The sequence below is a fragment of the Rhizobium nepotum 39/7 genome (assembly GCF_000949865.1).
GTDB classification, from domain to species: domain Bacteria; phylum Pseudomonadota; class Alphaproteobacteria; order Rhizobiales; family Rhizobiaceae; genus Agrobacterium; species Agrobacterium nepotum.
Window position 1 is genome coordinate 254,607 of the sequence record NZ_JWJH01000001.1, and the last position, 26,002, is coordinate 280,608.

Genomic DNA, 26,002 nt, shown 5'->3' on the forward strand with positions numbered 1-26,002 from the left:
CATCGTTCATGAAAGGGAGAGGGGCTGCAACACTTCTGAATGGTTCACCGGTCCTGAAATCTGTTTCGGTCTATCGGCTCACACACTAGCCTTCGCGGCGAAGAAAATTCAATGAAAATAAACGAGGTGGCGCCAAACGCTGCACGAGCCAGTGGCGGCTACGGTGTGGAACCGGCCCTCGATCATAATGAAATACCCGTTATGCCGGAAAAAAAGGTTCCGTCGTCATTTCGCCGGCGCGTATCGTCACACGGGTATTCGGCAGAACGGCGCACCAGGGCGCGCAATCGAAGGAAAAGGGTTCCGAACTGAGCGCGATGCCCTCATCGAGTCCGCGCCAGTAAAGCGTCGGTGGCTTGTCATCGCTTGACCAGCGGAAGGCGTGCAGGCAATCGCCATCCATCAACACGGCGCTGAATCTCAGGGCCAAAGATACGCCCGCCGAGATCATCTTTTCCTGGCAGAGGCGCAACGCGGTGGAAATGGCACGGACCGGGTCTGCATCGAGGCCGTGGCCGGCGGCGATCAGGAAGATGGCTTCGCTGTCGCCGGTGCCGCGCCGGGATGCATAGATATCGTCGGGAATGAGGGAATCAATATCGCGCCTGATCTGCTCGTAACCGCCGATCTGGCCGTTATGCATGAACAGATATTGCCCGCGTGCGAACGGATGGCAATTGGCGCGGGATACTTCGCCTGATGTGGCGGAGCGGACATGGGCCATGAACATGCCCGAGCGAAGCTGATGGCAAAGCGCGGCCAGATTGGCGTCGGACCAGGCGGGTCTGGTATCGCGAAAAACGCCGGGCGTTCCCCGCTCGCCATACCATCCAAGGCCGCAACCGTCGCCATTGACGACGGTTTTCGCTTCCCTCGCGGCCATGGACTGGCTGACCAGCGATGCTTCCGGCTCGATCAGAAGACTGTCGAGCCAGACAGGTTTACCGGAATAGGCAAAGAGGCGGCACATTCATGCGGCTCTGTTCAGGGCCTTGCTTCCGAGCGCGAAGCCGACAGCGGCCTTCGCATGAATGGCGGTCGAATCGTAGCCCGGCAAAGGCAGGGCGTCGGGATCGATCAGCAGGGAAATTTCGGTGCAGCCGAGAATGACGGAATCGACGCCGAGCGCACGGGCTTTCTCGATGACCGACAGATAGCGCTCGCGCGAGCACGACTTGATCTCGCCCTGGCACAGCTCCCCGAAGATGATATCGTGGATGGCGGCCCTGTCGTCCGCATCCGGCACAACCACATCGACGCCATGGCGGCGCATGCGATCGGTGTAGAAGCCGTGTTCCATCGTGTAACGGGTGGCGAGCAGAAGCGGCTTGCGGCGTCCGTCCGCCTTCAATGTGGCGGCGGTTTCATCGATGATGTCGATCAGGGCGACGCCCGACATTTTTTCAACGGTTTCTGCAACGAGATGCATGGTGTTGGTGCAGATCAGCACGCAATCCGCACCGGCCGTGGCAAGGCGTGCGCCGGCAGCACCCAGAAGCGCGCCAGCCTCATCCCAGCGGTCGGCCTTCTGAAGGGCGACAACTTCAGAAAAATCGAGCGAATGCATGACGATGTCTGCCGAAACCAGCCCGCCGCGGCTATCGCGCACGGCCTCGTTGATCATCCGGTAATAGGTTGCAGTGGATTCCCAGCTCATGCCGCCGATAAGGCCGATCCGTTTCATCACAGTTCCCTTTTTCAAATTTGATTGAAAACAAGAATGCCATTGCCGCGATGAAAACGGCGCGCGTTTTTCGGGGCGTTTGGAGATAGTTTTGCAAACTATCCGCGTTATCTATGAAAAATACGCAAATTTCTTGCGTCATTGTCGTAACAGGTGCATTCTTGACGGATGATTGATGACCGAGACCGCCGAATCCTTGCGATTCTCCAGGAAAATGCAGAAACGCCGCTCGCCGATATCGCGGATGAAGTGTCGCTATCGCTTTCCGCCTGTTCGCGCCGCATCACGCGGCTACGTTCGGAAGGATATGTAACGGGCACGATGGCGCTGCTCGACCGGCGGAAAATCAACCTGCCGACCACGGTTTTCCTGCTTGTGAGAACCGGCCTGCATGCCGAGGATTGGCTGGACCGGTTCCATGCCGCCGTCAGCACCATACCGGAGATCGTCGAGGTTCACCGGCTGACCGGGAATTTCGATTATATTCTGAAACTGGTGCTGCCGAATGTCGAATATTACGACACGATCTACAAACAGATCCTGAGGCGGGTCGAGCTTTACGACATGTCCGCCTATATCTCGATGGAGACGGTGAAGCTGTCGTCTTCCTTGCCGACGACACATATCTGACAGGGTCCGTTTGGCTTTTCAGCGCGCCGCTTCGAAACGGAAACCGAAGCGGAAACTCCGCGTCTCACTCGGCTGGAGGGTGAGCGCAGCGGCAAGCCCGGGCTGATTGAAGGCGTTGGTGGGCGTTTCAACGGGTTCGAGCGCGATGGATTTTCGTCTGTCGCGGGCAAGCGTATCGCCGGTAAAGACATGCATGTGGCCACGCTCCTGCCAAACCGTCAGGCTCGATCCGTCCTGCCGGTTCTCCATCCGCGTCTCGTAAAGCCCGTTTTCAGATGCGATCAAATCGGTGAAGCAAACATCGAGCACATGGCTGGCGAGCGGTGCGGCGGAAAGAAACGTCGCGTCATCGCGTTTGAGAATGCCTGCCTGCCCGTTGGGCAGCGGTATCAAATCTGCGTCCGTCTCGATTGCCGTTCGCGACGGGAGCGTCAGATGGAGATCGTCGATGGACACCAGGCCAGGCAGCCGGAAATAAGGGTGCCAGCCGGCAGCAAAGGGCAGCGGCCGATCATCGCCATTGATGCCGCGTATGTCGATGGTGACCGCGTGGCCGGAGAACTGGTATTCCACCTCGATCGCAAGATGGTAGGGATAACCCTTGAAGTCGCTGGGCGATATCTCCGTCCGGAAGACGAGGACATGCGCTTCGTTTTCCTCGAAAGACCGGTCCAGGATAAAGGGCAGGGCGCGGGCAAATCCGTGGAAGACGAGGTCTTCATGGGCAAGCACCGGCTCGATGCGATGCATTTCCACGCCGAAGCGGAACTGGCCATCCGGGATGCGATTGGTGAAGGGCGCGAGAATGCCGTTTCTTACACCGTTTTGTGACTGCAATTCCGCGGGCGTCGAATATCCGTCGACAAGATTTTCGCCTTCATTGCCATCTGCAAGCAGTGGTCGCCAGTTGAGAAGGGTCGCCCCCTCGTAAGCGATCTCGGCGCTGAAATCCTTGCCATGAATGGTGAGACCGGCAATTCCCGCGCCTGTCGTGGAGGTGGTCATCGGGAAATGGTCCTTTGCATGCGTATGTCTGCGGTGATCTGGTCGGCCGCTCCGCCGATTCGCCAGATCATCCTCGCTGCGGGAACATTTCGCAATGGCCAGCGTGGCGGAAATCAGTCCGGAAAGGTCCGCTTCGCGCCGCTGAAAAATTCCATCAGCGCGGCCTGATCCTCACCGCCCAGTCCCGCCGCCGTCAGCATGCGGTGCACCTCGGCGCAAACCGCTGTCAACGGCATGGCGGTATTGGTGCGTCGGGCCAGATCCTGCGCGCCGTTCAGGTCTTTGACCATGTTATCGATGCGGCCGGTGCGGCGGTAATCCTTCGCCACATACCTTGGCATATATTCCTGAAGGATGGCGCTGTCGGCCCTGCCACCCTTCAGCGCCTGCGGGATTTTGGCGGCATCGACGCCCGCATCCAGCGCAAGCTGCGTCGCTTCCGCCACGGCAAGGAAGTTCAGCCCGCAGAGAACCTGGTTGATGAGCTTCGTCGTCTGGCCAGCACCGCTAGGCCCCATATGGGTATAGTTGCTGGCGACATGCCGCAGCACGCGATAGGCATCGGCCACATCCGTTTCCGTGCCGCCGGCCATCAGTGTCAATTGCCCGACAAGCGCCTTGGGCGCACCGCCGGAAAGCGGGCTGTCCACCCAGCGCAGCCCCTTTTCGGCAGCGTCGGCCGCCAGTTCCTTCGTCGCCTCCGGATCGATGGAGGACATGTCGATGATCAGCGTGCCGGGCCTTGCGCCCGCCGCCACGCCATCCTTGCCAAAGACGGCCAGCCGGACGATTTTCGGTGAATTGAGGCTGAGGATCACCACATCGGCGACCGAAGCCGCTGCCGCTGCGGTGCTTGCGCTCTGAGCGCCGAGGCTGGTGAGAACCGCCACCTTTTCCGGGTCCAGGTCGAAAACCGTCAATTCATTGGCGGTCTCGATCAGCCGCGTGCCGATCGCTCCGCCCATGGCGCCTGCGCCGATCAACGCGATTTTGTTCTTCTCGGTCATGGTGCTCACGGTCTCCTCCCAAAGCGTCGTGGTTGCGGCGTCTTCAAAGCGAGGCGGTGATGCCGCCGTCGACGTAGAGAATATGTCCGTTCACGAAAGACGAGGCATCGGACGACAGGAAAATGCAGGCGCCGACGAGCTCTTCGACCTTGCCCCAGCGGCCGGCCGGTGTGCGTTTCTCAAGCCATGCCGAGAAGGTCTCGTCAGCCACCAGAGCTGCGTTGAGCGGCGTGTCGAAATAACCCGGCGCAATGGCGTTGCACTGCAGGCCGTATTTGGCCCAGTCCGTCGCCATGCCTTTCGTCAGATTGCCGACAGCGCCCTTAGTGGCGGTGTAGGGCGCGATGCCGGGACGGGCGAGCGCTGTCTGCACGCTGGCAATGTTGATGATCTTGCCGCGTCCACGGCCGATCATGTGGCGCGCGACGGCTTGGCCTGCGTGAAACACCGAGGCAATGTTGGTCTGCAACAGGCGCTCGAAGGCGTCAGCCGGAAAATCCTCCAGCGGCGTGCGGTGTTGCATGCCGGCATTGTTGACCAGAATATCGATAGGGCCGACTTCCGCCTCGAAACCGTCGATGGCCTTGCGCACCGCTTCATGATCGGTGGCGTCGAAGGCGAGCGTTTTGGCGCCCTTGATGCCGGCGGCGGCTGCCTTCAGCTTCGCTTCGTCGCGGCCATTCAGCACCACTTCGGCCCCGGCCCCCACCAGCCCTTGCGCCAGCGCGAAGCCGATGCCCTGGGAAGAACCCGTGATCAGGGCGCGGCGGCCGGAAAGATCGAACAAATTAAGGCCCACTGTTTCCTCCAGTCTCTCGACAATGCTTTTATGTCAGTATATGTTATCGATAACATTCATCCCTTTCAGACGTGAATGTCAAGGCTTAAACACCCGGTTTCGGTACGGACCGGGCGCGTGAGGAGGCTGCAAGGCGCGCAAATGCGCGGCCGGCGGTACTGATTGGGATGCGGATTGTCTTGTCGCGCCGGACAGGCGTGATGTCGAACGGAGATATTTATGAGAGCGATTGTCGCCCATGGGGCAAAGGATGTGCGCATCGAGGAGCGGCCCGAGGAAGCGCCGGGGGCGGGAGAGGTGCGCCTTCGTCTGGTCCGGGGTGGAATTTGCGGCAGCGATCTTCACTATTACAATCACGGCGGCTTCGGCGCGGTGCGGCTTCGCGAACCCATGGTGCTGGGGCATGAGGTCTCCGCCATTGTCGAGGAACTCGGCGAAGGCGTCGAGGGTCTGAAGGTCGGCGGTCTGGTCGCGGTTTCGCCGTCCTGCCCGTGCAGAACCTGCCGCTTTTGCCAGGAAGGCCTGCACAATCAGTGCCTCAACATGCGCTTTTATGGCAGCGCCATGCCGTTCCCGCATATTCAAGGCGCTTTCCGCGAGGTTCTCGTGGCGGATGCCTTGCAATGCGTTCCGGCCGACGGCCTGACCGCCGGCGAGGCGGCAATGGCGGAACCGTTGGCGGTAACGTTGCATGCCACCCGCCGCGCCGGGGATTTGCTGGGAAAATGCGTTCTCGTCACCGGTTGCGGCCCCATCGGCATTCTCTCCATTCTTGCTGCGCGCCGTGCCGGTGCCGCTGAAATTGTCGCGACCGACCTTTCCGATTTCACACTCGCCAAGGCGCGAGAGGCGGGCGCGGATCGCGTCATCAACAGCAAGAATGAACCCGATGCGCTTGCCGCTTATGGCGCGAACAAGGGGACCTTCGACGTTCTCTACGAATGCTCGGGTGCCGCCGTTGCACTTGTGGGTGGAATTGCGGCGCTCAGGCCACGCGGTATCATCGTTCAACTCGGGCTTGGCGGCGACATGAGCCTGCCGATGATGGCGATCACCGCCAAGGAGCTGGATCTGCGCGGCTCTTTCCGTTTTCATGAGGAATTCGCGACCGGCGTCGAATTGATGCGCAAGGGGCTGATCGACGTTAAGCCGTTCATCACCCAGACTGTCGATCTCGACGACGCCATCTCGGCCTTCGAATTCGCCTCCGACCGCAGCCGCGCCATGAAAGTGCAGATCGCTTTTTCGTAAGCGTTATTTCCGAATGCGAGAGTGCGGATGTTTTGATCGGTGGCGGATTATTCCGTCGCCGATTTTTTATGCGCGACTTTTCCGCTCATGACAATTCGTCGGCGATGTTATCGATATCATGATCCGTTTCAGAGAGTGCTGGACGGATCCGACCTCAGGTCACTAGACGGCATCTCAACCGATTGCACATTTTGACGCAGGTCAAAAAGGTGATTTGTCGTCAGACGTTTTTTGCTTTATCGAAATTTCAGAAATTACTGAAAATACAGGAAGCACAGAAATGCCGGCTAATCTTTCCCCGCTCGTTCAGTCCTTCGTGCTACATTTCGGCGAGATGGGCAGCCGCTGGGGCATCAACCGCACGGTCGGTCAGGTCTATGCATTGCTTTACATATCGCCGCAGCCGCTCTGCGCGGACGACATCGTCGAGGCGCTCGGCATTTCCCGTTCGAATGTGTCGATGAGCCTGAAGGAACTTCAGGCGTGGAACCTTGCAATTCTCAAGCATTTCCCCGGCGACCGACGCGATTTTTTCACGACACCGGAGGATGTCTGGCAAATTCTCCGCACCCTTGCCGAGGAGCGCAAGAAGCGCGAGATCGACCCGACACTCAGCGTGCTTCGCGAAATCCTTATGGAGACGCCGGAGAACGAAGAGGAGCGGCATGCGCAAAAGCGCATCGATGAGATGAAAACGCTGATCGAGCAGCTCACCGGCTGGTATGACGATGTGAAGAGGCTGGAAACGGAGAGGCTGGCGTCACTGCTGGCGCTCGGCTCGAAAGTCACGAAGCTGCTGGAGGCCAAGGACAGGATCGTCTCTCTCGGCAGACCCCGTGGCACGAAGGGCAAGTGAGGAGATTGGCCGTGAGCATGTCCCCACACATTCGTCACTCGGCCGATGGCGCAGACTGTCCCGCGCCTGAAACGGTTCCGCCCAGCGCGGCGCGGCAGCATTTCTTCGGGAACGCCTCCGGTGAAAAGGGGGTTGGAAAAGCGGAAATGACAAAGGCACCGGCGGTGGGAAGATCGGTTGCGCTACTGCATGTGCTGCCGGCTCTGCTCTGGCTGCCGCAGGCGGGTTTGCTGGCCTTTTCGGTCGGAAAAATCGCTGACGGGGAACCGGTGATAGCGATCCTGCCGGCGGCTGTCGCTGTCCTCATTCTCGGCCTCGTCAAGGCATGGCTGGAAAGGATCGCGGCGAGACTGTCGTTTCGTGCTGCACGCGTCGCCCTTTCGCGGCGGCGGCTGGAAGCGCTTCATGCCGTGGCGAAGGTGTCGCCGCTCGATCTGTCGCGTACGGCATCCGGCGAAGCGGCAAGCGTTATCGCCGAGGCAGCGGAAGCGCTGGTACCCTATCTTTCAAGGTTCCAGCCGGCGCGGATGAAGGCCACCATCGTTCCCTTGGTTTTCGTACTGGCGATCCTGCCGTTCACCTGGGTCGCGGCGCTGGTGCTGCTGCTCTCCATGCCGACCATTCCGCTTTTCATGGCGCTGATCGGCTGGCAGGCGAAGGCCGCGAGCGAAAAGCAGCTGGCCGAGACCGGCAACATGAATGCTTTCCTGCTCGATCGCCTGCGCGGGCTGGAAACGATCCGCGCACTGGAGGCCGTCGATCTGACAGCCGGACGCCTGCGCACCGATGTTGAAAACCTGAAGAAGCGGACCATGGCGGTGCTGCGGATCGCCTTCCTGTCCTCGGCGGTGCTGGAGCTTTTCGCAGCACTCGGGGTTGCCATGACAGCGGTTTATATTGGTTTCCATCTGCTCGGTTTTCTCAATTTCGGTGCTTGGGGCGAGAAATTGACGCTGGCCGAAGGACTGTTCGTCCTGCTTCTGGCGCCCGCCTTTTTCGAGCCTCTGCGGGAACTCTCGGCAGTCTGGCACGACCGTGCATCCGGCGAGGCAGCACTTGGCGCGCTTGGCACATTGACGCGGTGTGGCACGGCCATCGTGGGCGAGGGTAAGGATGTCGTCTCCGCCCCATTCCCGGTGCCGGGTCTGGTGGAGCTGGATAATCTCTCCTTCGCCTATCCGAATGCTCCGCCCGTCATTCGAAATCTAAATCTTACGGTCCAGCCGGGCGAGACAGTTGCTATTCTTGGGTCTTCCGGTTGTGGTAAGTCCACTGTACTCTCCTTGATCGCTGGGTTGGTCGAGGCTGGCAGCGGCGAAATAAGGATCGGCGGCGTAAAGCTCGATCATGCGAGTGCCGATGGACTGCGCAAGACAATCGGCTGGGTCAGCCAGAAGCCGTTCTTTTTTGCCGGTTCGCTGAAGGCGAATATTCGCTTTGGCCGTGTCAGCGTCAGCGAGGGCATGGTCGAGGAGACGCTGAGCCACACCGGGCTGGACACATTATCGGAAGCACGCCGGCATCTGCCGATCGGAGACGGCGGTTATGGCATTTCGGGCGGGGAGGCGGTGCGCCTCGCCATTGCGCGTGCTTTCGCCGATCCCGCAACGCAGCTTGTTCTGGTCGATGAACCAACGGCGCATCTCGACCGCGAGACGGCTGCGCTCGTCACGGAAAACCTGCTGAAACTCGCAAAGGGCAGGACATTGATCGTCGCAACCCATGATCCTGTGCTCGCGGCACGCATGGACAGGGTCGTGGATATGACGACGATCCATTCGAGGGGGCAGTCATGATCGCGCGTTTGGCCGCATTGAAACCTGTCATTGCCCTGTTCTGGACGGCGCGTCGCGGCATGCTGCTTGCCGGAGCGGCGCTGGCGGCAACGACGGTGCTGGCGGGCATCGGTCTTCTCGGGGTTTCCAGCTGGTTCATTACTGCGACGGCGATTGCCGGTCTTCTGCCCGTAACGGCGTTTGCGTTTGATGTTTTTGCGCCATCTGCAGCGATCCGTCTTTTGGCGCTGTCGCGCACCGCCGCCCGTTATGGCGAACGCATGAGCACCCACGAGGCGACGCTTTCTGTGTTGGCGGCGCTTCGGGAAAAGCTGTTTCGGGGTTTCGCGGTCACCCAGGCGGCGAAACATCTGGAAGCGAGGCCCGCCCGCCTGCTGAACCGGCTGACTGCGGATATCGACGCGCTGGACTCGCTCTATCTTCGCGTGCTGGTTCCCGTAGCCGTCGCGGTCCTCGCCGCGATTGCGACAGGCATCGGGCTTGCCTTCCTCGATCCACTTGCAGGCGTTCTGGCTGCGACCTTTCTTATAGCGGCGGGGCTCGGCATTCTGGTACGATCGGCGTTGCGGGCGGAAAAATTTTCGCGCCGCCGGGCAATCGGGCTTGAAGCGCTTCGCGCCCGCACGGCGGATCTCGTCAACGGGCAGGTGGAATTGCTGACGACCTCCCGTCTCTCCGCGCAGGTTGCGGAGGTGGAGCGTGCCGACGATTATCTGCTTGCCTGTGACGATCGCTTGAACCGCATCGAAACGAATGCCGGCTTTTCCTTCGGTATCTCTGCGGCAGTCCTTTTGAGTGTGACCCTTCTCGGCATGGCATGGCTCGCGGAACAGGGAGCGATCGACGCGCCAGCCGCAGCCCTCGGTCTGTTCGTCTGTTTCGCCGCGCTGGAACCTTTCACGGCGCTCCGCCGTGGTGCAATGGAACTCGGACGCACGCTTTTTTCGGCAAGGCGCATCGCGCCGCGTCTTTCTGCCGAGGCTGCGGACCGCCATCCGCTCTTGCCTGCTTCGGGCATGGCGGCTGAGCTTCATGGCGTGCGGCTGGAGCGGGACGGCAACGAAAATCCGGTCCTGACAAATATCGACCTTGCAATTGCCGCCGGAGAAACGGTCGCGATCGTCGGGCCGAGCGGCGCGGGCAAGACCAGCCTCATCCAGCTTCTGGCGGGCGAATTGCAGCCGGTGGCGGGCACGGTCAGCGCTTTGCCCTCATGCCTCATGACGCAGCGAAGCCAGCTTTTCCGAGATAGCATCGCCGACAATCTGCGGCTGGCGAAACCGGCAGCGATCGAGCGCGAATTGTGGGATGCCTTACATGCCGCAGGCCTTGGCGAACACGTCAAAACCCTGGCCGCCGGACTAAACACTAAGCTTGGCGAGGCCGGGCAGGGTCTCTCCGGCGGTCAGTCGCGGCGGCTCGCCCTTGCCCGTTTCCTGCTGCGTGACAAACCGCTCTGGCTTCTCGACGAGGTGACGGAAGGGCTGGATGGCAACACCGCCCGTGACGTGCTGGGCCGGCTGTTTTCCAGGGCGGAAGGCAAGACTGTCGTGATGATCACCCATAATCGCCGTGAGGCTGAATTTGCTGATCGGATCATCGTGCTGAAAGACGGGCGCCAACTTGATCAGTGTCAAAGCGGCACCCCGGAATACGACGTAATGCTGCAAACATTGCGTCCGGACTGAGTGATTTTTTCAGGGCCGGCGCCGTTTCGTAACAGAAGGCCGGCCTTTCCTGAAAGGTGGGGTAAAAACATGGAACTCGACATCGTGGCGCTGTCGCGCCTGCAATTCGCGGTTACCGCTTTATATCACTTTCTATTCGTTCCCCTGACGATCGGACTGTCGGTGGTGATCGCCATCATGGAAACGGTCTACGTCATGACCGGCCGCGCGATCTGGCGGCAGATGACGAAATTCTGGGGCACGCTATTCGGCATCAACTTCGTGCTGGGCGTTTCCACCGGCATCGTCATGGAATTCCAGTTCGGCATGAACTGGAGTTACTACAGCCATTATGTCGGCGATATTTTCGGCGCGCCGCTGGCGATCGAAGGAATGATGGCCTTCTTCCTGGAAGCTACCTTTGTCGGTCTGTTTTTTTTCGGCTGGGACAAGCTGTCTAAGCTCGGCCACCTGGTCGCGACATGGTGTGTGGCGCTCGGCTCGAATTTCTCGGCGCTGTGGATATTGATCGCCAATGGCTGGATGCAGAACCCGACGGGATCGGCCTTCAACCCCCAGACCATGCGTATGGAAGTGACGGATTTCTTCGCGGTTCTGATGAACCCGGTGGCGCAGGCGAAGTTCGTTCACACGGTTTCTGCGGGTTATGTCACCGCTTCCATCTTCGTGCTTGGCGTTTCCGCCTGGTATGTGCTGAAAGGCCGCCATGTCGATCTCGCCAAGCGGTCGATGACGGTCGCCGCCTCGTTCGGTCTGGCGTCGGCGCTGTCGGTCGTCGTGCTCGGCGATGAAAGCGGGTATCTTTCGACCGAACACCAGAAGATGAAGCTCGCCTCGATCGAGGCCATGTGGGAAACGGAACCGGCGCCGGCACCTTTTACGGCCATTGGTTTTCCGGACCAGGAATCGCGCGAGACGCATTTTGCGGTAAAGATCCCGTGGGTGATGGGCCTTATTGGTACGCGCTCGCTCGACACGGAAATCCCCGGCATCAACGATCTCGTGGAACTGGCAAAAACCCGAATCCGCGACGGCATCAAGGCCTATGATGCGCTGATGCAGATACGGGCCAACGGCAAGGGCGCACAATTGCCCGAAGAGGTGAGCGGCACCTTTGCCGAACTCGGCCACGAGCTTGGTTATGCCCTGCTGCTGAAACGTTATGTCGACGATCCGCGCCAGGCAACTGAAGAGCAGATCGCCAAGGCGGCTGCCGACACCATTCCCCATGTGCCGACGCTGTTCTGGGCGTTCCGCATCATGGTCGGTCTCGGCCTGTTCTTTATCGTGCTGACGGCGACCTTCTTTTATCTCTCGGCCCGCCGCCGGCTGGATCACTATCCGCTGTTGCTGAAGGTGGCCGTCTTCGCCATTCCGCTGCCGTGGATTGCTGCGGAGATGGGCTGGGTGGTTGCGGAATTCGGTCGCCAGCCGTGGATCATCGAGGGCGTGCTGCCGACGGCGGCGGCCGTTTCCAGCCTCAGTGCTTCGACGGTTCTGATTACGCTTCTGTGTTTCATCGCCATTTACACGGTGCTGTTCATCGTCGAGATGGGGCTGATGCTGAAGGCGATCCGCAAGGGGCCAGATCCGGACCAAGAGCCGGAAGCGCCGCTCGTTCCTGAAAAACTCGTCGCTGCGGAGTAAACGATCATGATATTGCATCAACTCATCGACTACGAAATCCTCCGTGTCATCTGGTGGCTGCTGCTCGGCGTGGTGCTGATCGGGTTTGCCATCACCGGCGGTTTCGATCTTGGCACAGGCGCGCTGCTGCCTTTCGTTGCGAAGACCGATATCGAGCGGCGTGTCGTCATCAACTCCATCGGCCCGGTCTGGGAAGGCAATCAGGTCTGGCTCATCCTTGGCGGCGGTGCGATCTTCGCCGCCTGGCCGCCGCTTTATGCGGTGTCGTTTTCAGGTTTTTATCTGGCGATGTTCGCCACCCTGTTTGCGCTCATTCTTCGGCCAGTCGGTTTCAAATATCGCTCGAAGCGCGAAAGCACGGCATGGCGCAGCGCCTGGGATTGGGCGTTGTTCATCGGCGGGTTCGTTCCTGCACTGATCTTCGGTGTGGCGATCGGCAATGTCCTGCAGGGCGTTCCCTTCTACTTTAATGACGACCTCAGGATTTTCTACGACGGTACGACGCTGTTCGAGCTTCTGAACCCCTATGGCCTTCTCTGCGGTCTTGTTTCTGTGGCCATGCTGGTGATGCACGGCGCGGCCTGGCTGGTGCTGAAGACCGAAGGCCCGGTTGCTGCCCGCGCCCGCAGTTTCGGCAGCGTTGCCGCACTCGCCACCACCGTTCTTTTCGCACTTGGCGGCGTCCTGCTGTGGCTCGGTATCGATGGGTATCGCTTCACCTCGGAAGTGGTAACCGACGGCCCGTCCAACCCGCTGTCAAAGACGGTCGAGGTCGCAAGCGGCGCCTGGTTTTCCAATTATGCGGCCCATCCGTGGATGATGCTGGCGCCGGCGCTCGGTCTTGCCTTTCCGCTTGTCGCCTTCCTGTTGTTAAGGCTTGGCCGGGAGGTGCTGGCGCTGCTTTCCAGCTCGCTCGCCATTTTCGGCATCATCTCCACCGTCGGGCTTACGATGTTCCCTTTCATCTTGCCGTCTTCGGTCGATCCGAAGTCGAGCCTGACGGTCTGGGATGCATCGTCTAGCCACTTGACGCTGTTCATCATGCTGGTCGTCGCCCTCATCTTCATCCCGATCATCGTCGCCTATACGTCATGGGTCTATCATGTGCTGTGGGGCAAGGTGGATGAAAAGGCGATCCGCGACGACAACGGCCATGCCTATTAATATCGAACAAACAGAAGGAGATCGAACATGTGGTATTTCGCCTGGCTGCTCGGCCTGCCTCTCGCCGCCATCTTCGCCGTCATGAACGCCATGTGGTATGAATTGATGGAAGAAAACGCCAAAAAGGCCGAGGTAAAGCCGGAAAAATGACGCCTCGGGGCACAGGGCAAAAAAGGGCGGCATCCGGTCCGGACGCCGCCCTTTTGGTCAATGCCGTGCTTGTGACGCGCGGCTTCAGTGGATCGCGATGCCGCGCTTGTCCGCTTCTTCCTTGATGATGTCTTCGACCAGCGCTCTCTTGAGATTTGGATTTCCCAGAAGATAGTCGTCGGCAATCTCAAAAATCGACTTCGGGTTGTCTGTCCCGTGAAGGGTGTCGAGGTCCAGGCCGATCTGCTCTCGCAAGCTTGAATAGTCGTCCATCGCGTCTCTCCCGGTCACAGGGTCAGTCCAGAAGATCGGCCGGAACCTTGCCGCCGTTTTCGGACAGCTTCTTGATGACGGCCTTGTGCAGCCAGATGTTCATCGTCGCCGAATCCGAGGTGTCGCCGGTATAGCCGAGTTCGCCCGCCAGTTCCTTTCTGGCGCTGAGGCTGCTGTCCAGATCGAGCGCCTTCAGAAGGTCGACGATCGAATGTTTCCAGTCGAGCTTCTGGCCGTTCTTTTTGACCGCCGCATCCAGAATGGAGGCGACGTCGACGCTGCCCGTCGATGCCGGAGCTGTGGATGCCGGAGACGAAGCTGTCGGGGCAGGTGCGGCCGGGCTTGCGGTGGTTGTCGGTGCCCCGGTTGGAGCCGGCGTCGAAGTCGGTGTTGCTGCCTCGGCCCTGCCGAAAATCGCACCCTTGATCTTGTCGAAAAAGCTCATTTTGTCCTCCCTTTATCGGCGAAATGCGCGCCCAATGGCGATGAGAATGCAAGCGCCGATGAAACCGGCGATGAGATATCCAATCCAGCCTCCGAGCGAGATGCCCACAAGTCCAAGCAGGAAATTGGCGACGATGGCGCCGATGATGCCAAGGATTATGTTCATGAAAACACCCATGTTGCTTTTCATGAACTGTTCGGCGAGCCAACCGGCCACACCGCCTATGATGATTGCTGCAATCCAACCGATTTGTGCGTCTTCCATAACAGCCCTTTCCTTTTTGAAAGAGGTCCGCAGGCATATGGACAGGCTTTTGCGCGCACTGATCCCCCCGCCTTTTTGACCCCAGGCGATCATTAACGGCCGAGCGACGATTTTGTTCCGCGCACCGGTGCTTTCTTCAGCCTTTGCTCTGGAAGTCCAGACCGATGTCGAGAACCGGTGCGCTGTGGGTCAGCCAGCCGACGGAAATGAGATCGATGCCGGTTGCGGCAATAGTGGCGGCGGTTTCAGGGTTGATGCGGCCGGAGGCTTCGGTAATGGCGCGCCCGGCAACGATTTCCACCGCCTCGCGCAGGCGTTCCGGCGTCATATTGTCGAGGAGAACCGCATCGACGCCTTCGTCCATTGCCTCGCGCAATTGCGTAAGCGTGTCGACTTCCACCTCGATCTTGACCAGATGTCCGACACCCGCCTTGGCGCTGCGAATGGCCTGGCGCACGCTGCCGGCTACGGCGATGTGATTGTCCTTGATGAGAACGGCATCATAGAGGGCGAAACGGTGGTTCATGCCGCCGCCGGCGCGCACCGCATATTTTTCCAGTGCCCTGAGGCCCGGCGTCGTTTTGCGGGTGCAGGCGATCGAGGCTTTGGTGCCGGAGATGGCGGCAACGATGCTTGCGGTGACGGAAGCGATACCCGACAGGTGACCGAGAAAATTAAGCGCGGTGCGTTCCCCGGTCAAAAGGCCGCGTGAGGGACCTTCGATCGTCGCGATGATGTCGTCGGGAGCCACAGTCGCGCCATCCTCAATATGCCGCTTCATCGCGATTGTCGGGTCCACCAGTTGAAAAGCAAGTTCCGCGGCATCGAGACCGGCAATGACGCCCGGTTCGCGTGCGGCCATGACGACGACCGAGCGATGATCGGCAGGAATGACGGCGGCGGATGTTATGTCACCCGCCAGCCCCAGATCTTCCAGAAGGGCGTTGCGGACGAGCGGTTCCACGATGAGGCGTGGCAGGGGGGAGAGGATCATGTCAGGCGCTCCGCGCAAGGCTGGAAGAGGAAAGACTGGGAGAGGAAAGATCATGGGCAATGGCGATGACATCGGACAGGCGCAGCCTGCGCCTTGCGGCGACCGTCTCTTTTTCCTGGAAATCATCGCGGAAGTGCGCTCCGCGTGATTCCGTGCGCAAGACTGCGAAGACGGCGATTGCGAGCCCGACGATGGCGGGATCGGATGCTGGAGCATTCTGTTCGGCCAACGGCAGAAGTTTGTGGATCGCGTCGGCCAGCCCGGCTTCATGTCTGACGATGCCGAGATGGCGGGAGACGATGGGCCGGACGATGGCGGGATCTGCGGCCGGAAGAGCAGGTGTTGCGAATGACGTGACAGCTGTCACCGGTTTTGATGTCGGTTGGGCGGCAATATCTACCGCTGCGCGCATGCCCATGGCCGCCGCCTCCAGCAGGGAGTTGCTGGCGAGTCGGTTGGCCCCGTGAAGGCCCGTGCAGGCGGTTTCGCCCGCAACCCAGAGGCCGGGTACAGAACTGCGGCCATTGCCATCAGTGGCGACGCCGCCCATGTGGTAATGCACGGCGGGGCGGACGGGAACGAGTTCGCGGGCGGGGTCTATCCCGGCCTCGCGGCAGAGCAGGTCGATTGATGGGAAACGCGCTGAAAAACCGGTGCCCAGCGCCTGGCGGGCATCGAGAAAGACCTTGCCGCCACGCAGGATTTCCCGGTCGATGGCGCGGGCGACAATATCGCGGGAGGCTAGTTCCGCACCCGGAACGGCCGCCATGAAACGTTCGCCGTTTTCATTGAGAAGAAGTGCACCTTCGCCCCGTACTGCCTCGCTGACCAGCGCCAGCGGTCGCCGGGGAGAGGAAAGCGCCGTCGGGTGGAACTGGACGAATTCCATGTCAGTGAGGATGGCACCGGCGCGCGCGGCGAGCATGATGCCCTGCCCGTAATTGCCGGAGGGATTGGTGGTGGCCTCGTAAAGCCCGCCTAGACCGCCAGTGGCAAGAATGACGTTGGTGGCCGGCAGAGCGAAGCTGCCTCCTTGTCCGGCGCAGATGAGGCCTGTCACCACGCCGTCATCAGTCAACAGCCGGCGCACTTCCGTGCCCTCCAGAACCGCGATGGACGGTGTGTTGAGGACGGCGGCAGCGAGAGCCTTGACGATGGCCGCACCCGAGCCGTCGCCTTCGGCATGCAGGATGCGCCGGCGGCTATGGGCGGCTTCCAGCCCGAACAGGAGCTTGCCTTGCGCGTCGCGGTCGAAACGTACTCCGGCCCGCTCCAGCGCTTCGATAAGGGCGGGGGCGGCGGAGATGATATCCGCAGCGATATCCGCGTCGCAGAGGCCATCGCCTGCGGCAAGCGTATCGGCAAGATGAAGCGCTGCGCTGTCGTCAGCCCCGAGGCTCGCCGCAATGCCGCCCTGCGCCCAGGCGCTGGACGTCTCGCCGCCAAGCGTGCTGCGCGTCAAAAGCAGCACGGGTTGCGGCGCAAGCGTCAGCGCCGCCATCAGGCCGGCAATGCCGCTGCCGACGATGACCGTTCTGCCGGCATATTGCGACAGGCCTTCGCTCATACCGCCAGCATCCTTTCCACGGCGCGGCGGGCGGCGACCGCGATAGTCGGATCGATCGTCACCTCATGGCGATTTTCCTCAAGCGCCGTGCGGATATTGCCAAGCGTGATGCGCTTCATATGCGGGCAAAGATTGCAGGGGCGGATGAACTCGACATCGGGGTGGTGCACGGCGACATTGTCGCTCATCGAGCATTCCGTCAAAAGCACCACGCGGGCAGGGCGTTCCCGGCTCACATAATCCGACATGACGGCGGTGGAGCCGGAAAAATCCGCAGCCTCGACGACATCGGGCGGACATTCGGGATGCGCGAGAACGGTGATGCCGGGATGGCTCTCTCTCAATTCACGGATGTCTTCTGCGGTGAAAAGCTCGTGCACTTCGCAATGGCCACGCCATGCGATCAGCTCGACATTGGTTTCCCGCGCCACGTTTTTCGCCAGATATTCGTCGGGCAGCATCAGCACACGCGGCACGCCGAGCGATTCCACCACCTGGCGGGCATTGCCGGAGGTGCAGCATATGTCGGAAGCGGCCTTCACTGCGGCAGACGTGTTCACGTAGGTGACAACCGGAACGCCGGGATAGGCCTTGCGCAAAAGCGCGATGTCTTCGGGCGTGATGGAATCGGCGAGCGAACAGCCTGCGGCCATATCCGGAATGAGCACGGTTTTTCCCGGATTGAGCAGCTTTGCCGTCTCGGCCATGAAATGCACGCCGGCGAGAACGATGATGTCCGCCTCCACTTCCATCGCCTTGCGCGCAAGGGCGAGGCTGTCTCCGACGATATCGGCGACGCCGTGGAAGATTTCCGGTGTCTGGTAATTATGGGCGAGGATGACGGCGTTGCGCTTGCGCTTCAGATCGAGGATCGCATCCACATCGTCCTGAAAGCCCATCCATTCGGCCTTGGGAATGACGCGGCTGACGCGGTCGTAAAGGCTTGCGGCAGAAATCTGTTCGTTCACGGCACTCTCCCGTTTATGCTCCACTTGAGCATATCTAGGTCAAAGAGATATTCTCATTGTGAGTATATGTCAATTGCGGGAGAGCGGCAGTTTTGTTCCGGAAAGGGCGCGTTCATCGACAACGGTCTGGCGGAAGCGGAAAAGCTTTGCCGGGCGTCCGCCGGTTTCGGTCGCCATGTCGCCGGTCTCTTCCACCAGTTGCTGCTGTTCGATCAGCCGGCGGAAATTCTGTTTGTGCAGCGTCAGCCCGGCAAGCGCCTCGACCGCGCGCTGCAATTGCAGCAGGGTGAAGGCATCGGCCATCAGTTCGAAAACCACCGGACGGTACTTGATCTTGGCCCTCAGGCGGGCGATGCCGGTAGCGAGAATGCGGCGGTGATCGGCAAACATCGGCCTGCCGAAATTGATCCGGGGCTCGCTCTGGGCCTCCTCCACTAGCCCCGCCTCATACAGCAATTCATAGCGTTGCAGGGTCAGTTCCTCGTTCCAGCCGCCGCCATCGAGGCCGAAGGTGAAATCGGCTCGCAAATGGCGCTGGCTTTTGCAGGCGGGATCGGAATCTGCCCATGCACGCAGATTGTCGATAATGGTGTCCAGAACCGCCGGGCGGCCCTGCCGATGGTCCTCCCAGGGGAAATATTCGTACCAGCCATGCCAGAGGGGGCGGCCGTTGCCGGGCGGCTCCTGCTCGCGAACCAGCCCGAGATAGCCGATGGAGATGGTTCTGCCGCCAAGAATGTCATTGTTGCGGTCGCGATCGGCGAAGGTGTAAAGCTGTTCGAGGTAACCGACGGGGTGATGCGTCTGCTCGTGGATCCACTCCCGCAACCCGCTCTGAAGCGTTCTGTGGCCGAATTCGAACGGCCCCGAAGGAAGCGCGGCGCCGGCTCGAACGGTCATGACGCGTGGTTCGTCCCTGGTGATGGCGGTGACGACGGCGATGAGTTCGGCATGGGCAAGCCCGATGGTCACGGCGACTCCTCTGGTTTTTGGCTGCAAGACCAACCTTCTTTGGCACAGGAAGGCCGGTTCGCCAACAAGGACGGGTTGGAAAGGGTCGCTGATGCGCGCGCGCCGGAAAACAGGGTTTCATCAGACAAAAGGATGAATTCTTGTAGTTAGGCGTCCGTCATCCGTTATGTTACAGACCCGCCATAAGCATTTCATAACGCAGAAGGCCAATGCTAGAGGACATATCTCTCGAAGAGTCGCTTGTGGGTTACTACACCTGGAACATCGGGCAAAACCTGATTTATCTGGATGCCGTGGCTTCTCAATTGCGTGACGTTTCCATCGAGGAGGCCGCTTGCGGCATTCCAGTGGAGAATTTCATAGCGCAGATCGAAAGCGGTTCCCGGGCGGGCGTGGCCAAGGCGGTTTACAACTCGCTGACGAATGGCGTGTTTTATGATCAGGAATACCGCATTCGGCTCAAATCCGGCGATTTCCGCTGGCTGCGGACAACGGGTAGAGTGATTCTGGACTCTGACCGGATTCCGATCATGGCAATGGGCACGGTGCGTGATATCACTGCCCGCAAGGTCTTATTGATGTAATATTTTTTCCGTTCGGCCTCTTTTTAAAAACGCCGATCTATTTTTGTCGATTATTTTTTGATGTTGCTGTGACATGGTTCGGCAGGTTTTAATTTTGCTGTTGCAGATCGTGCTGGTCATTGGGCTCGGCATAGCCGCCATCCGTATCGCTTCGCTCGTCAACGGCGATGCGACAGGTGCGACGGCTGGACTTGCCGCAAACACGGAGATGCTGTGGACGACCTCGCCGGTTCGGGTCGACCCTCGCCACCAGAATTTCGAGCGTATTCCGACCCCGCCCGATCCATACCCCCTGAAAATATACGCGGATCAGCGTCTGCGCGTTGTCTCCAATAACCGCTTCACCTTCAAAGGGCAGGAATTCCGCCTTACCGGCGTGGAGGATATCGATCGCAACCGGGTCTGTGCCGGCCCTGACGGCCGCCGTTATGCCTGCGGCCTGAATGCCTACAAGGCGCTGGAAAACCGGTTGCGCGGCAAATATCTCGAATGCCATGTGGTGGAAGAGGGCGGCGGCGTCCTTTCCGTGGAGTGCTGGATCAACGGACAGGACCTGCGGGCGCTATTGCAATAGGCAACGCGACGAGCAGCCGATAAGGCGCACGAAACGGGCCATTTGAATAATAGGTGTTTTCAGTTCGTAGAGATTTGGTGGAGCTAAGCGGGATCGAACCGCTGACCTCTTGCATGCCATGCAAGCGCTCTCCCAGCTGAGCTATAGCCCCATAAGGGTTCCGGCATTTCGTCCGGTTCCGGGAACCGAAGCGGCTGTTGTTCCGTTCGGTGGCGGCTTACTACTTCGGCTAACCGAAGAGTGCAAGCACAAAAAACAGCCCGGCTTCATTTTTTTGTCGCCGGGCCGGTTTATCCAATAAGATCAAGCTTCTTCGTCGTCGCCCGGTACGCCGATGATGCCGGACATGTCGTCGTCGTCATCTTCGTCGTCGGTTTCGAGGAAGGTGTCGTCATCGTCACCGATTTCCACGTCATCTTCGTCGTCGCCAAGATCGGGGATCTCGTCGCCGCTGGTGTCGCCGTCGGCATCTTCCAGCGATACGAGTTCGACTTCCGTGTTTTCGGCGTCGACTTCCGCCACTTCCTCTTCTTCAGCCTGCTCGAGCTTTGCCTGAGCCGTGCTTTCCTCGAAGAAGGACAGCGGCCAGGATTTGCCGCTATAGGGAGAAACGACCGGATCGCGGTTCAGATCGTAGAACTTCTTGCCGGTATCGGGGTCTGTGCGCTTGGTACCAAGGTCCGCTTTTGCCACTGTCTAAGCCTCAAATTGTCGGATGAGTTTCGGTGTGTACGCCGTAAAACCGGCATAGACGGTAAAATTTCTAGCCGGTCCCCTTAATCGTTGCGGTCTTTCGTGTCAAAGACAAACTTCGGATGTCGCCCTCTGTGATGCGCCTTGTATACCAAGTCGCTCATAAAGATTGGAGGTCACGGCACTCTACTGTATTAATGACGGACGCACAGGCAGAAAGCTTCATGACCTTCACGATTGCCATAGATGGGCCGGCCGCAGCGGGCAAAGGGACCCTGTCACGCAGGATTGCGGAGACCTATGGTTTCCATCATCTCGATACCGGGCTGACCTATAGAGCCACAGCCAAGGCCCTTCTAGACGCGGGCCTGCGGCTCGATGACGAAACGATCGCGGAAAAGGTGGCGCTGGAACTCGACCTTGCCGGTCTCGACCGCGCGGTCCTTTCAAGGCACGATATCGGCGAGGCCGCGTCGAGGATAGCGGTGATGACACCGGTGAGACGCGCGCTGGTCACAGCGCAGCAGCGTTTTGCCACAAAGGAGCCTGGCACGGTTCTGGACGGCCGTGACATCGGAACGGTGGTTTGCCCGGATGCGCCGGTGAAACTTTACGTCACCGCTTCGCCGGAGGTGCGGGCGCGACGTCGTTATGATGAAATCCTCGCCAATGGCGGCAATGCCGATTACGACGCCATTTTCACTGAAGTGAGGAAACGCGACGAGCGCGATATGGGCCGCGCCGACAGCCCGTTGAAACCAGCTGAAGACGCGCACTTGCTAGATACGTCGGAAATGAGTATAGAGGCGGCGTTTCAGGCCGCGCGGACGATCATCGACGCCGCTCTGAAGAAATAGGTTTTTCGCGGAACCGCTTGAATTTGGTCCGCGTTTAGTCAGGAATTGCCTGAAGACATGTCCTTGCGCCGGAAAGCCTTTTTAAAAAGGCGGGCATGGGTTCGGGTATCAACAACGCTAGCCCACCGGCGCTCTTGTATTCGCTCTCTTGCGGATACAATCAGGAGATTTCATGTCAGTATCTACACCCACGCGCGAAGATTTCGCAGCGCTTCTCGAAGAATCCTTTGCCTCGAACGATCTTGCCGAAGGCTATGTTGCCAAGGGTATCGTGACGGCAATCGAGAAGGACGTTGCCATCGTCGACGTCGGCCTCAAGGTTGAAGGCCGCGTACCGTTGAAGGAATTCGGCGCGAAGTCCAAGGACGGCACGCTGAAGGTCGGCGACGAAGTCGAAGTTTACGTCGAGCGCATCGAAAACGCCCTCGGCGAAGCCGTTCTGTCGCGCGAGAAGGCTCGCCGCGAAGAAAGCTGGGTCAAGCTCGAAGCCAAGTTCGAAGCCGGCGAGCGCGTCGAAGGCGTTATCTTCAACCAGGTCAAGGGTGGTTTCACCGTCGATCTGGACGGCGCTGTTGCCTTCCTTCCGCGTTCGCAGGTCGACATCCGTCCGATCCGCGACGTTACCCCGCTGATGCACAACCCGCAGCCCTTCGAAATCCTCAAGATGGACAAGCGTCGCGGCAACATCGTTGTTTCGCGCCGCACGGTTCTCGAAGAGTCCCGCGCCGAGCAGCGTTCTGAAATCGTTCAGAACCTCGAAGAAGGCCAGGTTGTTGACGGCGTCGTCAAGAACATCACCGATTACGGTGCGTTCGTTGATCTCGGCGGTATCGACGGCCTGCTGCACGTTACCGACATGGCATGGCGCCGCGTCAACCATCCTTCGGAAATCCTCAACATTGGCCAGCAGGTCAAGGTTCAGATCATCCGCATCAACCAGGAAACCCATCGTATCTCGCTCGGCATGAAGCAGCTCGAGTCCGATCCGTGGGATGGCATCTCCGCCAAGTACCCGGTTGGCAAGAAGATCTCCGGTACCGTCACGAACATCACCGACTACGGTGCATTCGTTGAGCTGGAGCCGGGCATCGAAGGCCTGATCCACATTTCCGAAATGTCCTGGACCAAGAAGAACGTACATCCCGGCAAGATCCTGTCCACGAGCCAGGAAGTCGACGTTGTCGTTCTCGAAGTCGATCCGTCCAAGCGCCGCATCTCGCTCGGCCTCAAGCAGACGCTGGAAAACCCGTGGCAGGCATTTGCCTACAGCCATCCGGCCGGCACTGAAGTCGAAGGCGAAGTCAAGAACAAGACCGAATTCGGCCTGTTCATCGGCCTCGAAGGCGATGTCGACGGCATGGTTCACCTGTCGGATCTCGACTGGAACCGTCCGGGCGAACAGGTCATCGAAGAGTTCAACAAGGGTGACGTGGTCAAGGCCGTCGTTCTCGATGTTGACGTCGAGAAGGAACGCATCTCGCTCGGCATCAAGCAGCTCGGCAAGGATGCTGTCGGTGAAGCCGCAACGTCCGGCGACCTGCGCAAGAATGCTGTCGTTTCGTGCGAAGTCATCGCCGTTAACGATGGTGGCGTGGAAGTGAAGCTCGTCAACCACGAGGACATCACCTCCTTCATCCGTCGCAACGACCTCGCACGCGATCGTGACGATCAGCGTCCGGAGCGTTTCGCAGTTGGCCAGGTTTTCGACGCCCGCGTCGTCAACTTCTCGAAGAAGGACCGCAAGGTCATGCTTTCGATCAAGGCTCTGGAAATCGCTGAAGAGAAGGAAGCCGTCGCACAGTTCGGTTCGTCCGACTCTGGCGCTTCGCTCGGCGACATCCTCGGTGCTGCTCTGAAGAATCGCACTGAATAATCGCTAACGATCGTTTGAAATGAAGAACCCGCCGGAATTTCCGGCGGGTTTTTTATTGGGCGCGGTGTCGTATCGCGGGGAATGCGCAGTGCAAATTCAGGGCATGCCGCTCATTCTGAGATAATAGTTTTCAGCGCTGTCGTCGGAAGCCGCTTCCCGTGGGCTTTCCTGCTCGCGGGTCTCGTCATTGGCAGCCACCCGTTCTTCGGCTTCATCCTGATCGCCGGGATTTTCACCCTCCGGCTGGCCTTCTGCCTCCTCTTCGGAAAACGGGCCGCTTCCGCGATGCGGGCTTTCCGATTCGTGGTCCTCTTCCGCCGGCGGATAGGCGACAAGCGGCAGCGGCGTGCCGTCTTTTGCCAGGGCTGCTGCGATCAGCGATTGCGAAGCCGCTTGTTCCAACATTGCCAATCGGGCCTCCGGGTCGAGAGTGGCACGGGGGATGGGCTGGGGTTCGGGTCGGTTGGCAATGGTTTCGGTTTCCTCGCCGGACGGTCGGGTGGTGGGCATTGTCGAAGCGGTTTGTTCGGCAGGCTGTTCTTCCAGCTGTTGCGGTGCGGCACCCGTTGATGTGGCGGCAGTCTGCGCAGCGGTCATGACTTTGGCGGGAAGTTTGCCCGCCACGGCGGCAAGCAGCAGGTTTTCCATCTCCTTCATGTCGCCTGCGGGCTGGCCGGATAGCGGGGCCAGAAGCATACGGGCTTCCTTCTGCTCGGACTTTACCATCTCCCGAACCGCGCGGGCAGGGCGCATTTCGCCGTTCTCGACCCGTGGCGCATTTGCCGGGCGGGCCTCCGCTGGCGCTTCATTTACCGTGCCGCCCGTTTGCGACGGAAGCGGCCGTGCCGTGCTTTCGGCTTTCCCATCCGGTCTTGCCGCATCGGGCGGAGAATCAGGCGTGTCGGCAGGCGGGGCGGGAAGATTGACCCTCGGGTCTTGCACCGCTACCTGCACCGCCATCATGACTTTTATCGCGGCGGCGCTCTGGGCAATCGGGCCGATGAGCAGAGGCAAGAGCCGGCCGGGCGCGGCGATGTTTGCCGGTTGTGCCGTTGCGCTCGTTGCGGAGTTCTGGCGGCTCTCAGCGCTCTGGCTCGGGGCGTTCTGCTGTCCCTGTCGTGGTGGCTGTATCGGGGGCGGGTTGGCGGAATTATTCTGCTGGTAGGAAGACACCACCGCCTTTGCCGCAAGATCCGTTCCCTTGTAGCGGGAAAGCTCGATCAACAGCGCCAGACGGGCGGCATCGGGTCCGGTGGGCTGTTTCAGGATTTCGGCCAGCATCGAAAGGCTCAACCCTTGCAGGACTTTGCTGACCTGCTGTTCCAGCGCCAGGCGCTGCGGCGCGGGCAGGGCGCGCAGCGCATCCGTCAGGCGCACGACATAGGTTTGGATGGCTTCGCCATCGCGTCGGGGCAGGTTCATCAGCTTGCCGAGCGCCTCGGCCAGAACGGCAGTGCTGCGGGAAAGCTGAAATTCGCTGGTCAGGGAAGCGATCGCCGCTCTGGTGAAAAGATTGCTGCCGTTGACGGCACCAATATTGCTCACCTGCGGCTGCATGGCCTCTTTGGGCTGCCCGCGCTGCGTCTGCGCGGCTGCGGCTCCATAGGCGGCATCGGTTGCCGTAATTTTCGGTACAGGCGGTAACATGGTGCGCTCCGTTCCTATCGATTACCGCCGCTGGCTGCGAAAGGGCCAATCCCTGGCTCTCTGATCCGCATATGGCCCGCATGTTGAAAGATTGCCGCGCCGGTGATGTACAGGTGTCATCTCGCCCGCTCATGCGGGAGCGCCGTGTGCGCCGCTGGCAGCGATGCCAGTTCTTCGCGATGCACACAGAATCATCAACCCTAAGTTTGGGACGTAGATATTAAGAATTCGCTAACCATAAAAACCGCGTGGGGCGGGGCAGTCAGGGGGAAACGCTGATGAACATGCGGTAAAGCCCGTTATCGTCGGAATTGACCGATGAAATGTGGTCCGGCTCGCTGCCCGCCATCTCAAAGGCTTCCGGCGGCATCGCGTCGAGCCAGCTTGCCTTGGGAAAACCTCTCTCGGGGCGGTTTTCCACGGGATCGATGAGGTTATCTTCCTCGCTCGCCGCGATGAAGGCGGCGTCATCCGGCACCAGCGGTGGGACGGCCATGGAGAGCAGCGCTTGCGCCGCATTCGGTTCGGCATCGTGACCGGCGCTGCCGGATATGCCTGATATATCGGACATGTTTGAACTCACATCATGTTTCGCTCAAGTGACTATCGGCAGC

The 26,002-nt window shown here is 60.0% G+C and carries 27 protein-coding genes and 1 tRNA gene; 12 read left to right on the forward strand and 16 right to left on the reverse strand.

Features of this window, described 5'->3' with window-relative positions:
* Nucleotides 1-199: 199 nt before the first annotated feature.
* Complete coding sequence (locus tag RS75_RS01135) at nucleotides 200-970, reverse strand: class II glutamine amidotransferase (RefSeq protein ID WP_045016542.1); 771 nt, start codon at nucleotides 968-970, stop codon at nucleotides 200-202.
* Nucleotides 971-1,684: an aspartate/glutamate racemase family protein gene (locus tag RS75_RS01140; protein WP_045016544.1), complete on the reverse strand. Its 714-nt coding sequence runs from the start codon at nucleotides 1,682-1,684 to the stop codon at nucleotides 971-973.
* Between the two features lie 168 nt (nucleotides 1,685-1,852).
* Here RS75_RS01140 and RS75_RS01145 point away from each other — a divergent pair, with 168 nt between their 5' ends.
* Nucleotides 1,853-2,314, forward strand: coding sequence for an Lrp/AsnC family transcriptional regulator (locus RS75_RS01145; RefSeq protein ID WP_045016546.1), 462 nt, complete (start codon nucleotides 1,853-1,855; stop codon nucleotides 2,312-2,314).
* An 18-nt stretch (nucleotides 2,315-2,332) separates the two neighbouring features.
* On the opposite strand, the gene RS75_RS01150 is transcribed toward RS75_RS01145, so the two are convergent.
* The 3 genes from RS75_RS01150 to RS75_RS01160 all read right to left on the reverse strand — a co-directional run bounded on the left by RS75_RS01150 (nucleotide 2,333) and on the right by RS75_RS01160 (nucleotide 5,125).
* Nucleotides 2,333-3,319, reverse strand: coding sequence for an aldose 1-epimerase (locus tag RS75_RS01150; protein ID WP_045016547.1), 987 nt, complete (start codon nucleotides 3,317-3,319; stop codon nucleotides 2,333-2,335).
* 113 nt (nucleotides 3,320-3,432) lie between these two features.
* Nucleotides 3,433-4,326, reverse strand: a complete 894-nt coding sequence (locus RS75_RS01155; RefSeq protein WP_045016548.1) for an NAD(P)-dependent oxidoreductase — start codon at nucleotides 4,324-4,326, stop codon at nucleotides 3,433-3,435.
* A 43-nt stretch (nucleotides 4,327-4,369) separates the two neighbouring features.
* Nucleotides 4,370-5,125 carry an SDR family oxidoreductase gene (locus RS75_RS01160; RefSeq protein ID WP_045016549.1) on the reverse strand — a complete coding sequence of 252 codons (756 nt, stop codon included), beginning with the start codon at nucleotides 5,123-5,125 and terminating at the stop codon, nucleotides 4,370-4,372.
* Between the two features lie 219 nt (nucleotides 5,126-5,344).
* Between RS75_RS01160 and RS75_RS01165 the strand changes: the two genes are divergently transcribed.
* The 7 genes from RS75_RS01165 to cydX all read left to right on the forward strand — a co-directional run bounded on the left by RS75_RS01165 (nucleotide 5,345) and on the right by cydX (nucleotide 13,677).
* Nucleotides 5,345-6,376: an L-idonate 5-dehydrogenase gene (locus RS75_RS01165; protein WP_045016550.1), complete on the forward strand. Its 1,032-nt coding sequence runs from the start codon at nucleotides 5,345-5,347 to the stop codon at nucleotides 6,374-6,376.
* Between the two features lie 280 nt (nucleotides 6,377-6,656).
* Nucleotides 6,657-7,232, forward strand: coding sequence for a GbsR/MarR family transcriptional regulator (locus tag RS75_RS01170; RefSeq protein WP_045016551.1), 576 nt, complete (start codon nucleotides 6,657-6,659; stop codon nucleotides 7,230-7,232).
* A 17-nt stretch (nucleotides 7,233-7,249) separates the two neighbouring features.
* The gene (cydD, locus tag RS75_RS01175) at nucleotides 7,250-9,028 is read left to right on the forward strand and encodes a thiol reductant ABC exporter subunit CydD (RefSeq protein WP_045016552.1); all 1,779 of its coding nucleotides are present in this window, start codon (nucleotides 7,250-7,252) and stop codon (nucleotides 9,026-9,028) included.
* Nucleotides 9,025-10,716, forward strand: a complete 1,692-nt coding sequence (locus RS75_RS01180) for an amino acid ABC transporter ATP-binding/permease protein (protein WP_045016553.1) — start codon at nucleotides 9,025-9,027, stop codon at nucleotides 10,714-10,716. Before cydD ends, RS75_RS01180 begins: the two co-directional genes overlap by 4 nt.
* A 69-nt stretch (nucleotides 10,717-10,785) precedes the next feature.
* Nucleotides 10,786-12,363: a cytochrome ubiquinol oxidase subunit I gene (locus RS75_RS01185; protein WP_045016554.1), complete on the forward strand. Its 1,578-nt coding sequence runs from the start codon at nucleotides 10,786-10,788 to the stop codon at nucleotides 12,361-12,363.
* A 6-nt stretch (nucleotides 12,364-12,369) separates the two neighbouring features.
* Entirely contained in the window at nucleotides 12,370-13,527 is a 1,158-nt protein-coding gene (gene cydB / locus RS75_RS01190; protein WP_045016555.1) for a cytochrome d ubiquinol oxidase subunit II, read from the forward strand.
* Nucleotides 13,528-13,554: 27 nt separating this feature from the next.
* Nucleotides 13,555-13,677, forward strand: a complete 123-nt coding sequence (cydX, locus tag RS75_RS01195) for a cytochrome bd-I oxidase subunit CydX (protein ID WP_045016556.1) — start codon at nucleotides 13,555-13,557, stop codon at nucleotides 13,675-13,677.
* An 84-nt stretch (nucleotides 13,678-13,761) separates the two neighbouring features.
* Here cydX and RS75_RS01200 read toward each other — a convergent pair whose 3' ends face one another.
* The 7 genes from RS75_RS01200 to RS75_RS01230 all read right to left on the reverse strand — a co-directional run bounded on the left by RS75_RS01200 (nucleotide 13,762) and on the right by RS75_RS01230 (nucleotide 19,160).
* Nucleotides 13,762-13,950, reverse strand: coding sequence for a hypothetical protein (locus RS75_RS01200; RefSeq protein WP_045016557.1), 189 nt, complete (start codon nucleotides 13,948-13,950; stop codon nucleotides 13,762-13,764).
* A 22-nt stretch (nucleotides 13,951-13,972) separates the two neighbouring features.
* Nucleotides 13,973-14,395, reverse strand: a complete 423-nt coding sequence (locus tag RS75_RS01205; RefSeq protein WP_045016558.1) for a DUF3597 domain-containing protein — start codon at nucleotides 14,393-14,395, stop codon at nucleotides 13,973-13,975.
* A gap of 12 nt (nucleotides 14,396-14,407) precedes the next feature.
* Nucleotides 14,408-14,659 carry a GlsB/YeaQ/YmgE family stress response membrane protein gene (locus RS75_RS01210; RefSeq protein ID WP_045016691.1) on the reverse strand — a complete coding sequence of 84 codons (252 nt, stop codon included), beginning with the start codon at nucleotides 14,657-14,659 and terminating at the stop codon, nucleotides 14,408-14,410.
* 136 nt (nucleotides 14,660-14,795) lie between these two features.
* Entirely contained in the window at nucleotides 14,796-15,653 is an 858-nt protein-coding gene (gene nadC / locus RS75_RS01215; RefSeq protein WP_045016559.1) for a carboxylating nicotinate-nucleotide diphosphorylase, read from the reverse strand.
* A 1-nt stretch (nucleotide 15,654) separates the two neighbouring features.
* Nucleotides 15,655-17,220, reverse strand: coding sequence for an L-aspartate oxidase (locus tag RS75_RS01220; RefSeq protein ID WP_045016560.1), 1,566 nt, complete (start codon nucleotides 17,218-17,220; stop codon nucleotides 15,655-15,657).
* On the reverse strand, nucleotides 17,217-18,188 hold the full coding sequence (gene nadA, locus RS75_RS01225; protein WP_045016561.1) for a quinolinate synthase NadA: 972 nt from the start codon (nucleotides 18,186-18,188) through the stop codon (nucleotides 17,217-17,219). Before nadA ends, RS75_RS01220 begins: the two co-directional genes overlap by 4 nt.
* 69 nt (nucleotides 18,189-18,257) lie before the next feature.
* Nucleotides 18,258-19,160 (reverse strand): NUDIX hydrolase, encoded by a 903-nt coding sequence (locus RS75_RS01230; RefSeq protein WP_045016562.1) that lies wholly within the window; start codon nucleotides 19,158-19,160, stop codon nucleotides 18,258-18,260.
* A gap of 209 nt (nucleotides 19,161-19,369) precedes the next feature.
* Here RS75_RS01230 and RS75_RS01235 point away from each other — a divergent pair, with 209 nt between their 5' ends.
* Nucleotides 19,370-19,744, forward strand: coding sequence for a PAS domain-containing protein (locus tag RS75_RS01235; RefSeq protein WP_045016563.1), 375 nt, complete (start codon nucleotides 19,370-19,372; stop codon nucleotides 19,742-19,744).
* Nucleotides 19,745-19,817: 73 nt separating this feature from the next.
* Nucleotides 19,818-20,318 (forward strand): hypothetical protein, encoded by a 501-nt coding sequence (locus RS75_RS01240; RefSeq protein WP_045016564.1) that lies wholly within the window; start codon nucleotides 19,818-19,820, stop codon nucleotides 20,316-20,318.
* A gap of 75 nt (nucleotides 20,319-20,393) precedes the next feature.
* Here the strand turns inward: RS75_RS01240 and RS75_RS01245 are convergent.
* Nucleotides 20,394-20,469, reverse strand: a tRNA-Ala gene (locus tag RS75_RS01245).
* A 152-nt stretch (nucleotides 20,470-20,621) separates the two neighbouring features.
* The gene (locus RS75_RS01250) at nucleotides 20,622-21,011 is read right to left on the reverse strand and encodes a TIGR02300 family protein (protein ID WP_045016565.1); all 390 of its coding nucleotides are present in this window, start codon (nucleotides 21,009-21,011) and stop codon (nucleotides 20,622-20,624) included.
* Between the two features lie 197 nt (nucleotides 21,012-21,208).
* Between RS75_RS01250 and cmk the strand changes: the two genes are divergently transcribed.
* Nucleotides 21,209-21,868, forward strand: coding sequence for a (d)CMP kinase (gene cmk / locus RS75_RS01255; protein ID WP_045016566.1), 660 nt, complete (start codon nucleotides 21,209-21,211; stop codon nucleotides 21,866-21,868).
* A gap of 172 nt (nucleotides 21,869-22,040) precedes the next feature.
* Nucleotides 22,041-23,741: a 30S ribosomal protein S1 gene (rpsA, locus tag RS75_RS01260; protein WP_045016567.1), complete on the forward strand. Its 1,701-nt coding sequence runs from the start codon at nucleotides 22,041-22,043 to the stop codon at nucleotides 23,739-23,741.
* Between the two features lie 96 nt (nucleotides 23,742-23,837).
* Here rpsA and RS75_RS01265 read toward each other — a convergent pair whose 3' ends face one another.
* Complete coding sequence (locus tag RS75_RS01265) at nucleotides 23,838-25,388, reverse strand: hypothetical protein (RefSeq protein ID WP_045016568.1); 1,551 nt, start codon at nucleotides 25,386-25,388, stop codon at nucleotides 23,838-23,840.
* 262 nt (nucleotides 25,389-25,650) lie between these two features.
* Nucleotides 25,651-25,959, reverse strand: a complete 309-nt coding sequence (locus tag RS75_RS01270; RefSeq protein ID WP_045016569.1) for a hypothetical protein — start codon at nucleotides 25,957-25,959, stop codon at nucleotides 25,651-25,653.
* Nucleotides 25,960-26,002 lie beyond the last annotated feature (43 nt).

Excerpts from the sequence above, each read along its gene's own strand:
- RS75_RS01135 (WP_045016542.1), bottom strand. The coding sequence starts at position 970 with ATGTGCCGCCTCTTTGCCTATTCCGGTAAACCTGTCTGGCTCGACAGT.
- RS75_RS01140 (WP_045016544.1), bottom strand. The coding sequence starts at position 1,684 with ATGAAACGGATCGGCCTTATCGGCGGCATGAGCTGGGAATCCACTGCA.
- RS75_RS01145 (WP_045016546.1), top strand. The coding sequence starts at position 1,853 with ATGATTGATGACCGAGACCGCCGAATCCTTGCGATTCTCCAGGAAAAT.
- RS75_RS01150 (WP_045016547.1), bottom strand. The coding sequence starts at position 3,319 with ATGACCACCTCCACGACAGGCGCGGGAATTGCCGGTCTCACCATTCAT.
- RS75_RS01155 (WP_045016548.1), bottom strand. The coding sequence starts at position 4,326 with ATGACCGAGAAGAACAAAATCGCGTTGATCGGCGCAGGCGCCATGGGC.
- RS75_RS01165 (WP_045016550.1), top strand. The coding sequence starts at position 5,345 with ATGAGAGCGATTGTCGCCCATGGGGCAAAGGATGTGCGCATCGAGGAG.
- RS75_RS01170 (WP_045016551.1), top strand. The coding sequence starts at position 6,657 with ATGCCGGCTAATCTTTCCCCGCTCGTTCAGTCCTTCGTGCTACATTTC.
- cydD (WP_045016552.1), top strand. The coding sequence starts at position 7,250 with ATGTCCCCACACATTCGTCACTCGGCCGATGGCGCAGACTGTCCCGCG.
- RS75_RS01180 (WP_045016553.1), top strand. The coding sequence starts at position 9,025 with ATGATCGCGCGTTTGGCCGCATTGAAACCTGTCATTGCCCTGTTCTGG.
- RS75_RS01185 (WP_045016554.1), top strand. The coding sequence starts at position 10,786 with ATGGAACTCGACATCGTGGCGCTGTCGCGCCTGCAATTCGCGGTTACC.
- cydB (WP_045016555.1), top strand. The coding sequence starts at position 12,370 with ATGATATTGCATCAACTCATCGACTACGAAATCCTCCGTGTCATCTGG.
- cydX (WP_045016556.1), top strand. The coding sequence starts at position 13,555 with ATGTGGTATTTCGCCTGGCTGCTCGGCCTGCCTCTCGCCGCCATCTTC.
- RS75_RS01200 (WP_045016557.1), bottom strand. The coding sequence starts at position 13,950 with ATGGACGACTATTCAAGCTTGCGAGAGCAGATCGGCCTGGACCTCGAC.
- RS75_RS01205 (WP_045016558.1), bottom strand. The coding sequence starts at position 14,395 with ATGAGCTTTTTCGACAAGATCAAGGGTGCGATTTTCGGCAGGGCCGAG.
- RS75_RS01210 (WP_045016691.1), bottom strand. The coding sequence starts at position 14,659 with ATGGAAGACGCACAAATCGGTTGGATTGCAGCAATCATCATAGGCGGT.
- nadC (WP_045016559.1), bottom strand. The coding sequence starts at position 15,653 with ATGATCCTCTCCCCCCTGCCACGCCTCATCGTGGAACCGCTCGTCCGC.
- RS75_RS01220 (WP_045016560.1), bottom strand. The coding sequence starts at position 17,220 with ATGAGCGAAGGCCTGTCGCAATATGCCGGCAGAACGGTCATCGTCGGC.
- RS75_RS01235 (WP_045016563.1), top strand. The coding sequence starts at position 19,370 with ATGCTAGAGGACATATCTCTCGAAGAGTCGCTTGTGGGTTACTACACC.
- RS75_RS01240 (WP_045016564.1), top strand. The coding sequence starts at position 19,818 with ATGGTTCGGCAGGTTTTAATTTTGCTGTTGCAGATCGTGCTGGTCATT.
- cmk (WP_045016566.1), top strand. The coding sequence starts at position 21,209 with ATGACGGACGCACAGGCAGAAAGCTTCATGACCTTCACGATTGCCATA.
- rpsA (WP_045016567.1), top strand. The coding sequence starts at position 22,041 with ATGTCAGTATCTACACCCACGCGCGAAGATTTCGCAGCGCTTCTCGAA.
- RS75_RS01265 (WP_045016568.1), bottom strand. The coding sequence starts at position 25,388 with ATGTTACCGCCTGTACCGAAAATTACGGCAACCGATGCCGCCTATGGA.
- RS75_RS01270 (WP_045016569.1), bottom strand. The coding sequence starts at position 25,959 with ATGTCCGATATATCAGGCATATCCGGCAGCGCCGGTCACGATGCCGAA.